General features: G+C 50.8%; 10 protein-coding genes and 2 pseudogenes. 6 read left to right on the forward strand and 6 right to left on the reverse strand.

Annotated elements, in window-relative coordinates; genetic code table 11:
• Positions 1-1,469 (reverse strand): annotated as a pseudogene (locus tag FDX03_RS23750) (intestinal colonization autotransporter adhesin MisL); the annotation flags it as partial.
• A gap of 74 nt (positions 1,470-1,543) precedes the next feature.
• On the reverse strand, positions 1,544-2,161 hold the full coding sequence (locus FDX03_RS21015) for a transcriptional regulator (RefSeq protein ID WP_048213740.1): 618 nt from the start codon (positions 2,159-2,161) through the stop codon (positions 1,544-1,546).
• Positions 2,162-2,733: 572 nt separating this feature from the next.
• Here FDX03_RS21015 and FDX03_RS21020 point away from each other — a divergent pair.
• The 3 genes from FDX03_RS21020 (at position 2,734) to FDX03_RS21030 (ending at position 5,807) form a co-directional block, all read left to right on the forward strand.
• Positions 2,734-3,507 carry a winged helix-turn-helix domain-containing protein gene (locus FDX03_RS21020; RefSeq protein ID WP_061068783.1) on the forward strand — a complete coding sequence of 258 codons (774 nt, stop codon included), beginning with the start codon at positions 2,734-2,736 and terminating at the stop codon, positions 3,505-3,507.
• Positions 3,504-3,968 (forward strand): hypothetical protein, encoded by a 465-nt coding sequence (locus tag FDX03_RS21025; RefSeq protein ID WP_005121533.1) that lies wholly within the window; start codon positions 3,504-3,506, stop codon positions 3,966-3,968. Before FDX03_RS21020 ends, FDX03_RS21025 begins: the two co-directional genes overlap by 4 nt.
• A gap of 342 nt (positions 3,969-4,310) precedes the next feature.
• Positions 4,311-5,807: a C69 family dipeptidase gene (locus FDX03_RS21030; RefSeq protein ID WP_005121531.1), complete on the forward strand. Its 1,497-nt coding sequence runs from the start codon at positions 4,311-4,313 to the stop codon at positions 5,805-5,807.
• A gap of 30 nt (positions 5,808-5,837) precedes the next feature.
• Here the strand turns inward: FDX03_RS21030 and FDX03_RS21035 are convergent, their stop codons facing one another.
• The gene (locus FDX03_RS21035) at positions 5,838-6,740 is read right to left on the reverse strand and encodes a LysR family transcriptional regulator (RefSeq protein ID WP_137346533.1); all 903 of its coding nucleotides are present in this window, start codon (positions 6,738-6,740) and stop codon (positions 5,838-5,840) included.
• A 110-nt stretch (positions 6,741-6,850) separates the two neighbouring features.
• Here FDX03_RS21035 and FDX03_RS21040 point away from each other — a divergent pair, with 110 nt between their 5' ends.
• The 3 genes from FDX03_RS21040 to FDX03_RS21050 all read left to right on the forward strand — a co-directional run bounded on the left by FDX03_RS21040 (position 6,851) and on the right by FDX03_RS21050 (position 9,186).
• Positions 6,851-7,858 (forward strand): zinc-binding alcohol dehydrogenase family protein, encoded by a 1,008-nt coding sequence (locus FDX03_RS21040; RefSeq protein WP_137346534.1) that lies wholly within the window; start codon positions 6,851-6,853, stop codon positions 7,856-7,858.
• Between the two features lies 1 nt (position 7,859).
• Complete coding sequence (locus tag FDX03_RS21045) at positions 7,860-8,165, forward strand: putative quinol monooxygenase (RefSeq protein ID WP_061066872.1); 306 nt, start codon at positions 7,860-7,862, stop codon at positions 8,163-8,165.
• Positions 8,166-8,283: 118 nt separating this feature from the next.
• A complete protein-coding gene (locus tag FDX03_RS21050; protein ID WP_061066873.1) occupies positions 8,284-9,186 on the forward strand; it encodes a carboxylate/amino acid/amine transporter in 903 nt (300 codons plus the stop codon).
• A 28-nt stretch (positions 9,187-9,214) separates the two neighbouring features.
• Here the strand turns inward: FDX03_RS21050 and nlpA are convergent, their stop codons facing one another.
• The 3 genes and pseudogenes from nlpA to FDX03_RS23755 all read right to left on the reverse strand — a co-directional run.
• Entirely contained in the window at positions 9,215-10,033 is an 819-nt protein-coding gene (gene nlpA, locus FDX03_RS21055; protein WP_061066874.1) for a lipoprotein NlpA, read from the reverse strand.
• A 123-nt stretch (positions 10,034-10,156) separates the two neighbouring features.
• A complete protein-coding gene (locus FDX03_RS21060; RefSeq protein ID WP_137346535.1) occupies positions 10,157-11,095 on the reverse strand; it encodes an Rpn family recombination-promoting nuclease/putative transposase in 939 nt (312 codons plus the stop codon).
• A gap of 210 nt (positions 11,096-11,305) precedes the next feature.
• Positions 11,306-11,751, reverse strand: a pseudogene (locus FDX03_RS23755) (2-dehydro-3-deoxy-phosphogluconate aldolase); the annotation flags it as partial.

An 11,751-nucleotide genomic window follows, 5' to 3' on the forward strand; every position in this document is an offset into this window, starting at 1 on the left:
TTGTCGGTTTCGGAGGCATCGTCATTCAGGACGGTATTGAAAACCAGTTTGCCGCCGTTGCCGGTGAAATCTTCATTAATGGTAAGCGTCTGCCACGGTTCGCTGTCAGCATGGCCAAAGTTCACGACGGACCCGCCGTTCAGCGTCAGATCAGTGAGCGTTGAGCTGTTGGTCATATTCCAGGTCGCATCGCTCATTTGCAGCGAGATAACGCCCGTTCCGGCCGTGACGCTGGTGATGTATGACGCCCCACTCCACAACGAGTTGTCGGTCATGTTGAGTTTAATCGCACTGTTTTGCTGCGGCAGGCTGCTGTTCGCGGCAGTCGCGCCGGCGGCGTGAAGATCGCCGTCGATGAGAAAACGCCCGCCAGCGGAGCCATCGACGATACCGCCCGTTTCTGTGCTGATGGCGTAGCTTTCATTGCTGTGATTGCCTGCCATGGTAATGGCAGCGCCGCCCGCCAGGTTTATCGCACCGCGTGAAGCCGCATACAGGCCGCGTGGCGCTTTGCTGTATGACGCCGCTTTGGCCGAATTGTTTACGTTGATCGTCGCGTTTTCGCCGAGATTCACCGTCGCATTGGTGGAATAAACCGCATGTGCGCTGACGCCGTTGACCGTAATCGTCGCATTGTTGCCCAGTTCCGTTTTGGAAGATGAGGCGGCATAGATCCCTGTTGAGGAAGCACCCGACGTCTCGATAGTGGCACCATCACCAAGGCGGATCGTGGAGCCGCTCTGCCCGGTGCGAAGACCTTCTGAACTGTCACCTATCGTCACAATGTGTGCCCGGTCGCCGACGACAATCGTATTTTTGGCCTGCGTTTCGTCTCTCATCGCGTTTGCAGTGATACCGCGCCCCTGATAACCGGTGGTTTGAATATATAGATCGTCGCCAACGTAAATGTTGGCCGAACCTTTCCAACCCTGCCCCTGATTATAGGCGCTGTAACCGGCGTTTATACCGTCGCCATCCTGACCGTCCACATAAATGCTGGTGCGATCTCCGGTGATGATAAAGACCGGGTTATCCGGTGAATTGACCCCGTGTGTGCGGATACCATCAACATCCTTACCATTATTAGCGGCATTCTTCGACTGTGTGCGGATCGTCAGGTCGTCACCGAAAATAACGCCCGGGCTACCCGTCGCGCTGTTCTGAATAACGGTAATGGTGTGTTCGAAGGCTTCTGCTCCTGGCCCATTCAGCGTTAATCCATGGCCAAAAACAGGAATGGTGCCGGCACTCCACTGATAAACATAATTTGGCGTAGCGCTGGTTTTAGCGAAACTGGCATTCGCCTGTGCAGGAAATAAAGCCTGCAACTCTGGCGAAAGACTGTTCACCAGTCCACTGGAAGGCAAACTGTCAATATCAATCCAGGCCGCGTGGGTTGAAAATACCATTGACGTTAGCGCGGTTGATACCGCTATAGCAATGCGTGAGTAATGCTTAGGTTTTTTCATAATAGCCTCCTGCTTTCGGGCGTAGGGCGTCCACCACATCGCGATGATGTGAAAATAATAAAAATGAGAATCAGCTATAAAATGTTAGAGAGTATTTTATGAATACTTAGGCCTAACTTATCTTCAAGTCGAAGTTTGTAGACATATATTCTCTTAACATCAATATTATCTATTCGGGTAATTTGCTGAATACTTATCCCTGAAATAAATCGCTTGAGTAATATCATTTCCGTATAATTCAATGAACGCCCACGTTTGCTGTTGGCGAGATGCCCCCGGAATAAGCGACGTATTTTCTGATGCTGAACTTCATCACTATCACTGGAATAAATAATCCCTTGAATTTTATTGCTTTTCGATAACCAGTAATTGGCTAACGGCGTCAGGATCCGATCCGCTATCAATACAATATGCATACCACTCTGCGTCAGGCGATCCACCCATTGCGGATCGGTGAACAGACGCAAATTCGGGAATGAAAAATCGATAAAAATAAATCCATGGGATAAATGATTGTGATTATTAAGTAAAAGCTTTTCAATAATGCCTTTTTTCAAATAATCATTACCCTCTGGCCAGACAGCAAAAGCGGCACGGTGGCAGTATTGTGCGCGTACGGCAGCATCCGGAAATAATTCACAGGATAATTCACAGCTTATGCAACGAACACTCTGTAGCGGCTTTCTCTTCATCTACTATGCCCCTGTTATTTTCCATAAATATTTCATCGGTAAATAAATGTGTCAATCCGACAGGTGGTGAAATCCGTTTTCGCTAATAACAGTCGAGTGGTAAAAATGTTATAAAATCCTATAGAAAAATAATCTCCAACTGTAAATGTCGTTATGTTGATAAGTATTACGGAGCTTTATCTCAGATTAAAATCCCATATATTAGGAGTTTTATACACAAATCCAGACATCACGGTAAACGTAAATACAGCACTATTTGCTAAAACAAAACCTTGCGAAATGATTTTAGTAAATCACAAAATTCCTAAAACCAGAAACCTTTGTGATGTTGTGGGATAAATATAATAGCTAATCAGATAAACCTGTAATTAATTCTCATTATTTAACCTTAGTTAATTATCACCTAAGATATAGGAACTATAACTCATTGTATTAAAAGGATTTAATTGTTAAGAGTAAAACTCTTATCTTTGATCAAGTACAAAGGTAGAGGCGTCTTATCCATTTCGATGTAATATTAAATGGGTATGTTGATGCAACATATGAGACGTTTCGTTACTGAGGGCCGGGCATTGTACCTTATCAACCAGTTGGTCGAATTTAATCCTGATAACAAAAGCCTGGTCAATCGACAGACAGGGCGAGCAATTCAACTGCAGATCCCAGCCTCGCTCTGTTTTCTCTATTTAATTACTCACGCAAGTGACATTGTTTCTCAGAACACGCTGCTCAAAGTCGGTTGGGGAGAAAGAAACAATGTGACCACGACCAATACTTTTTACCAGGCAATTTTGACGTTGCGCAATGCACTGGCGGATGTCGGGTTGCCCCGTGATACAGTCAAAACTATTTCCCGGCGAGGACTCAGATTAAATGAGAGTACGCATGTGGAGACGATCACACATTCCCAAACTGAGCCCCCTTTAGCACCATTTATTAAGGAAAACAACGATCCCGAGGTAATGCCCTCTCCACCACAAGTAGCAACGTCGATTCCCTGGTGGAACATTTTCTTAACCACCGGAGTGATTATTACTACTCTGATTATCTGGCTGGTTTGGTATCAGACTCGACCTGTCATGCCGTTTAGTAAATTCGTGTCGGTTTCTATGCAAATTCCCTCACAGGAAAACTGTAAAATTTATTACTCACCGAATGAACACAATCTGGAAAGCTATTTCAGCCTGATGCAATCGCATCCCGATCTTTGTGAATATAACAAACATGTGTTTCTTTCAGGTTACCGTAAGGCACAGAGGATGGTGGCCTTTGTATGCGATAAGGATGCGCGGATAGATGTTCACGCGTTTTGTTCTACTCATTACTACTGGATGCGCGGGAAATGAACAAAATACACAATCTTATCCTGCTGGCGATTGGCGTGGTATTGATGCTGGGTTCAGGGGCCTGGTTATGGTATTCGCGCTACGCCGACAGGCCATTAAACTGCGTCGGTAACGTGGAGTGGAATATTGGCAGCAACCGCTTTACCGGCACGGTGTCGTATCGGTTGTACGACCATCAGGGGCTGGCAACCTTAACCGGAAAACTGTACGGACGTCACGTCACAGGTATTAGCAGGAATATCTATTTTACCTATACCCAGCACCACGACGCGCGCGTACTGCAGTCGACGCAACTGGTCAAAACCTTCTCAGACTCCGCCGATAAAGACGATATCAACGAGACGTTGCCCAGTTTTTATCGCGAAACCGGACAGCGCCTGAGTCTGGTTATGGAGGAGTATAAAGGGGCGTGGATAGTGGCGAGTTCCACTGTTCCTTCGTTGTATTGCCGTAAAAAGTAACGTCATATCCGGAAACAAAAATCACGCCCCCTCAATGGAATTCATATTTGCCATCATCGACTTACGCGACATGGGTCACTGAATCCTCTAATAACCCATTGCTATTCTTCATCCCGAATCAGGAAACATCCTGAATATCACGATATCTATTGCGTAATAATTAAGCGAAATGGGCGTTTTATTTTGCCCAGAAGACTTCAATCTACGGATGGATATTTGGAGAAGGCGTGGGCAGGGGCGTTTATCTCTCTCGCGAGCAATGTCTGAGGGTTCAGACGTTATCGCATTTCAGGAAACGGTATGTTTCCGGTGTATTTTTGGCGTACATATGAGGGATACGTAATGTTTACTTTTAAAAAGTGCCTGATTGCACTTTCTATAAACTTGGCTGTTGTTTCATCAGGTTTTGCTTGTACGACCCTGCTGGTCGGTAACGAAGCATCAGCGGACGGCTCCATGCTGGTTGCCCGTAGCGCTGACAGCGATGCCCTGAAAGCGCAACATTTTGTCATTCACCCGGCAAAACAGAATCAGACCGGGGTATACAGCACCAAAGCACATAACGGCGCGAATGACTTTACCTGGCCGCTCCCCAAAAACTCGCTGCGTTATACCACGGTTCCTAACTGGAAAACCCAGTTGCACGGCGCAACCGGGTTTAACGAGCTGGGCGTTGGAGTGAGCGGGACAGAATCTATTTTTGCCTCACCAAAAGCGCTGGCCGCCGACCCGTACGTTGAGGATAAAGGGATCACCGAAGACGATATCCCGGATATTCTGCTGTCTCAAAGCAAGACCGCGCGTGAAGCCGTGGCGCTGCTGGGCCATATCGTTGAGACCGTCGGGGCAGGTGAAGGCTTTGGCGTTGCCGTCGTCGACGATAACGAGATCTGGTACCTGGAAACCGGCAGCGGTCATCAGTGGATGGCGCAGCGCCTGCCGAATAACCAGTATTTTGCCACCGGCAATCAGGGCCGTTTACAGGATTACGATCCGAAAAACCCTGACATGATGGCGTCAAAAAACCTGATTCAATTTGCGACCGAAAAAGGTCTGTACGAACCCGCGAAAGACGGTAAATTCAACTTCTCCAAAGCCTATACCCGTGATGACGAACGCGACCGCACGTATAACGACCCTCGCGTATGGACCATCCAGAAAGAGTTCAATCCTTCCGTCAACCAGGATATGGCCAAAGGACGTGAATTCCCGGTCTTCATGACGCCAGAGAAGAAAATGACGCTGGACGATGTGAAGGCCGTACTGCGTAACCATTACGAAGGCACCAGCCATGACCCCTACACCAACGGTCTGAACGGTAAAGAGCCATGGCGTCCGGTCAGCGTCTTCCGCACCTATGAAGCGCATGTTATGCAGGTCCGTCCGTGGTTGCCAAAAGAGATCGGTGAAACGACCTACATTGGTTTGGGCATGGCTGATCTCACCGCCTTTGTTCCGTACTACAGCGGCCTGAAAGCGTATCCGGCTAACTATACGATGGGTACCGATAAAGCGGACGATCAGTCTATCTACTGGAAATATCGTAAATTACAAACGCTGACGATGACCGATTATCCGAAGCTCGCGCCAATCGTCAAAAAAGCCTACAAAGCGTGGGAAGACAAAGTGGCCAAGGAGCAAAAAGAGGTTGAAGCAGAGTATCTGAAGATGGCGAAAACCGATAAACCAGCCGCCGATAAGATGCTGAATGACTTTAATCTGCGCATCATGGCCGACGCCGAGAAGCTGACGGAAGATCTGACTAATCAGCTGTTTACCATCCGCACTAAAGACATTCAGTCTGATATTTTCTTTGCCAACGCTGCGAAAAAAGACTGAGTAACGACGTGATAAAATCGCTGGCGCATATTAGTTTTGCGCCAGCATTTCACACCGCGCCTTCACCGCGTCGTGCAGCAGACGAACCGCCGTTGAAAGCTGCTTCCGATGCGGGCAAATCATATTCAGCGGGACTTTCTCCCCCTGATAATCCGGCATCAGCAGTTGTAATCGACCGTCACGCACATCCTCACTGACATCCAGCCACGACTTGTACGCCACGCCCTCGCCGGCAATCGCCAGCCGTCGGATCACTTCCGCATCGTCGCTCATTATGGTGCCGTTAACCTGCACGCTGCTGACCTCGCCGTCACGCGTAAACGTCCAGCGATCGTGCAGACGGCCGCGTAATACGAAGGTCATGGCGTTGAGCTGCGCTAAGTCACCCGGGCTTTGCGGCGCACCGTTTTGTGCAACCCAATCCGGTGAGGCCACCAGCACACGTCGGTTCCCCGGCGCCACGGGCAGGGCAATGTAAGACGCGTCTTCGGTATTGCCATAGCGAAACGCAACATCGACGGGGTCTTTAAAGACATCCGTCACCTGATCGGAGAAAAAGATCCGCAGGCGCAGCGCGGGATATCGGCGTCGAAACGACTGAAAGACCGGCAGCAGCAGGTTACGGCCAAGATCGGAAGGCACAGCGATTTGCAGCGTGCCAGACACTTCATCTTCTGGGGTCTGAATTTTTTGCAGCCCGGCATGCATCACGTCCAGCATCTGGCGGGCATAGGGTAGCCAGACCTCGCCCTCCGGCGTCAGGCGCAGGCTGCGCGTGGAGCGGGCGAACAAACGGATAGCCAACATCGACTCCAGACGCTTGATGGCGGAGCTGACCTGAGCAGGCTGAACGCCGACTTCGCGCGCGGCATCGCTAAAACTATTCAGCGCCGCGGCGCGGACAAACAACGTGAGATCTTCAAGCCGGAACATTTTCACTCCCCGAGTATAAGTCCTGTCGCCGTAGGGCTATTTTTCCCGTTCTGCTGCCGGTTTACCATCGAATTATTCAACAGAGATAAGGTTTCTGAACCGGAGAGATTATGAAAGCCATCGCTATTACCCGCGCCGCGACCGACGGCAATAACATTGAATTTTTACAAGAGATTGACCTGCCTGTGCCGGTTGCCGCCGGGCACGATCTGCTGGTTGAAGTGAAGGCCATTTCCGTCAACCCCGTTGATACCAAGGTTCGCGAAGGTTTTAACGCTGATGTGCCGCGCGTGCTGGGCTGGGATGCCGTGGGCGTGGTGAAATCCGTGGGTGAAGCCGTCACCCTGTTCTCACCGGGCGATGAAGTCTGGTACGCCGGTGCGCTGGGTCGCGCTGGCAGTAACAGTGAATTTCAGCTGGTTGATGAACGTATTACCGCGCTGAAGCCACAATCACTCGATAACGCCTCTGCGGCGGCGCTGCCGCTGACCGCGATCACCGCGTGGGAAATGCTGTTTGACCGTCTGGGCGTTGAGGAAAACGGCAATGAAGATGATGTGTTGCTGATCGTTGGCGCGGCTGGCGGCGTCGGTTCTATCCTGACGCAACTGGCCAGTAAGCTGACTAAAATGACCGTCATCGGCACCGCATCACGTCCGCAAAGCCAGAAATGGGTTCGTGAAGCGGGCGCTCATCATGTGATTGACCACAACAAGCCGTTGACGGAAGAGCTGGCACGGATAGGCATTAAAGAGGTGACGCACGTTGCCAGCCTGAACAATACCGAGCAGCACTATTCGCAAATCATTGCCGCCCTGGCGCCGCAGGGAAAACTGGCGCTGATTGACGATCCGCACACTCTCGATGCGCGTCCGCTGAAGGCCAAAAGCATTTCGCTGCACTGGGAGTTTATGTTTACCCGTTCGATGTTTACAACCCACGACATCATTGCGCAGCATCAGTTACTGACCCGCGTGGCACAGCTGATCGACAGCAACACCCTCCGCACCACGCTGGGCGAGCATTTTGGTGCTATCACTGCGGCGAATCTGCAAAAAGCCCACGCGCAAATTGAAACCGGTCGTTCGGTCGGCAAGATTGTGCTGGAGGGGTTTTAACATGTCTGATTCAGAAGTGATTTCAATTATTGCGGTATTGAAAGCCCAACCCGGGAAGATCGACGCACTGAAACAGGCGCTGCAGGCTCTGCTGTTACCCACTCGCCGGGAGCCGGGCAATATTGAGTATGAGCTGTACCAGTTACGCGACACGCCGGATGTATTCTACGTACGCGAATCCTGGCACGGTCAGGCCAGTCTGGATGAACATATCACTCTGCCACATTTCCAGGCGTTTATTCTGCAAATGAACGATCTACTCGCCGAACCGCTACGGCTGGATTATCTGACGCCGATTGCGCCATAAAATGACTGCCGAAGCCCCCTGCCGCGCGGGGGGCTGCTCCAGTCATGTCTCACTCGCTTCGCTATCTCTGCTATGATGCCTGCACACAAATAAAACAAAACAACATGCAGAGGAAAAGATGAGTTCCACCAGAAGAGGGATGATGAACGTCCTGATCGCCGCCGTATTGTGGGGAAGTTCGGGCGTGTGTGCGCAGTACATCATGGAGCAAAGTCAGATGTCGTCGCAGTTTCTGACCATGACGCGCCTGATTTTCGCCGGGCTGATTCTGCTGATGCTCTCTTTCGTTCACGGCGACAAAATATTCTCTATTATCAAAAACCGCAAAGACGCGATCAGCTTGCTCATTTTTTCCGTGGTCGGGGCGCTCACCGTACAGCTCACCTTCCTGCTGACCATCGAAAAATCCAACGCCGCCACCGCGACAGTACTGCAATTTTTGTCACCGACCATTATCGTGGCGTGGTTTTCCGTGGTTCGCAAAGCACGACCGGGAATATTAGTGCTGACCGCGATTTTCACCTCGCTCATTGGCACCTTCTTACTGGTCACCCACGGTAATCCGACGTCGCTGTCTATTTCACCTGCCGCGCTGTTCTGGGGAATTGCTTCGGCGTTTGCCGCCGCGTTTTATACCACCTACCCCTCAACGCTTATCGCGCGTTACGGCACGCTGCCGATTGTCGGCTGGAGCATGTTGATAGGCGGCCTGATCCTGCTCCCGTTCTATGCCGGAGAGGGAACAAACTTCGTGGTTAATGGCAGTTTGATTCTGGCGTTTTTCTATCTGGTGGTCATCGGTACGTCGCTCACGTTTAGCCTGTACCTGAAAGGCGCGCAGATGATTGGTGGGCCGAAGGCGAGCATTTTAAGCTGCGCAGAACCGTTGAGCAGCGCGTTGCTGTCCCTGCTGTTATTAGGCATTACATTTACCCTGCCTGACTGGCTGGGCACGCTTTTGATCCTCTCATCGGTAGTGCTGATCTCAATGGACTCACGTCGCCGCGCCAGAGCGGTTTAACCCCAACCGGCGCGGCAACGGGTCACGATTACCAGCCCGGAACCGCGCCGCCGTTAAAGATAGTTTCTGCCGCCTTTGCCACTTCCGGTGACTGATAAGATTGCAGGAATTCTTTCACATTCCCGGCATCTTTGTTGTCTTCTCGCGCCACCAGGATGTTCACGTAGGGTGAGTTTTTGTCTTCAATAAATACGCTGTCATGTACCGGAGAAAGCCCGGTTTGCTGGATGTAGGTGGTACTGATAATCGCCACATCCACTTTCTGATCGTCCAGCACGCGCGGCAGCTGCGCGCCTTCCAGTTCCATAATATTCAGGTGTCGCGGATTATCAGTAATATCCAGCGCCGTGGGCAGCAGGCCTGTATTTGCTTTCAGCGTGATTAACTTTTCTTTTTGCAGCAGCAGTAGCGCCCGCCCGAGGTTGGTTGGATCGTTAGGTATCGCAATCGTCGCACCGTCTTTAAGCTCCGCAACGGTTTTGATTTTCTTCGAATAACCGGCCATCGGGAACACAAAGGTATTACCCACGGCTACCAGCTTATAGCCGTGCGCTTTATTATCTTGTTCAAGAAATGGGCGATGCTGGAAGACGTTGGCATCCAGTTCACCGTGATTGGTGGCATCGTTAGGCAACAGGGAACCGCTAAACCCTACCAGTTCGACATCCAGCCCATATTTTTCTTTAGCCACTTTCTTCGCGACTTCCGCCACATCCTGCTCTGCGCCGTTAATCACGCCGACTTTGATATGCTTTGCATCGCTGCTCTGCTGATCGCATCCTGCCAGCAATAATCCCGCCAGCAATACTGCCGCCCCGGCCCCGAAATGAGGTATCTTCAGTTTCACGTTTTATCCTTTTGTAATAACCGCCTGATGAGTAATGAAATGACTATAGCGGCAAGGCCGCTGCGGTTTAAAAAACGAAAAAGCATCAGCAAGAAGAAAAAAGCATAACGGGAAAAAGATACATTAGTCGGAAGATGCCGTTAGTTCATCACTTGAAAGCCCGGTGATAATTAGCACCAGTTCACGATCGATCCCCTTCTCCAGCATGGCATGGGCTATCCGCAACGCTTCGTCTTGTTTGCCTTCAATCTTGCCCTTTTGTAATCCCTCTTGTAAGCCACTGTAATGACCCGTTCTTCGCCCTGATTCACGTAAACATTCTGCAATCGTCATTAATCTCTCCTTGTGTTGGGGAACGCGTAAAGCCACCTCGCGAATAAACGCCTCGAAACGTGGTGCGCTGCCAGACTGCATCAGATAATTAAATAGCGTTTCTACCTGGCTGTCATTAGCGTATCCCTTAACCAGCAGAGCAACCAGGTTATCCACCAGCACCATCAGGTCACGTTCACGTATATGCTTCTGGACAAGCTCAAGTAGCGCCATCCGCCGATGCTGCATAATCTCATCATCAGACACCACCGTGACGTCTACCAGCGGGAAGGCAGAACCATAAAGCTGCCGCGCAGTTTGTGGATCGTCAAATTCATCCAGCCAACACAGCGAGTATGGATACGGGCTGTCAACACCATGATAAAAAAGTATCGGCACCACCAGCGGCAGCGTTTTATGTCCTGCATCAAGATGCTTCTGCATCGCAGCAATGGCGTAACGCATCATCCGGAATGCCATATGAGCATCTGGCGAGCTTTGGTGCTCAATCAACGCATAGATATAGCCTTTACCCGATGTCGTTTTCAGCGACCACAGCACATCGGAATAACACGCTCGCAAATCTTCTTCAATAAAACTCCCGGGTTCCAGCTTCAGTGTGTCCAGATCGCAAAGCTCATGTAATGACGCCGGAAGATAGGTATCAAGAAAATCCCGTGCCGTATCTGGATGGCCCAGGAACTTTTTAAATACCGCATCATGCGGCGTAGAGGTTGTTGGTTTTTGCATGGCGATCCGTCACCAGAAGAACAAGATGACGGGACATTACTCGCCAGTGCTACAGACGACATCAGGGAAATTACCCCTTTGCGAGGCGTTTTCGAGGATAAATAGATGCTGCTGCAATGCATTCATTTTCCATGAATGATGTTCGCAAAAATGCCCGGTAGGCGTGAGCACCTCCGGGCATTCTCTTTTCGCTCTCCAACGATGGCGGCATCACACCAGGGTTTTGACTATCTCCATCAACCTGGCGACATCTTCAGGCCGGGTATTGCCGGTTTGCGAGTCGATAATCGAGCTGTACACATGCGGCATGACGCGCGGTACTCCTGCTTCCAGACAGGATTGCAGGATAATGCCGAAGTTATCGAGATCGATACCGCCGGTCGGCTCAATCAACGTCATGCCGTTGCGCGCCGCGGTCGTCGCCAGCGCGTACAGCTCAGGCAACGATTTCTCACCGCCCATCGGGAAGAACTTCGCCGCATGCGCGCCAGAGTCCAGCATCATACGTACCGCTGCATCACAGGAAACGCGGGCTGGCGTGCCCTGGCTGCTGCTGACGCCGGTGGAGATCAACACCTCTCCAGGCATTCCAGTCGGACTGACTAACGCGTTGATATGGGTCTGCTCACCGCCCGTTGCGGCCAGCGCGCCTGCCG

This window comes from Citrobacter sp. wls827 (assembly GCF_005280875.1).
Lineage (GTDB): Bacteria > Pseudomonadota > Gammaproteobacteria > Enterobacterales > Enterobacteriaceae > Citrobacter > Citrobacter youngae.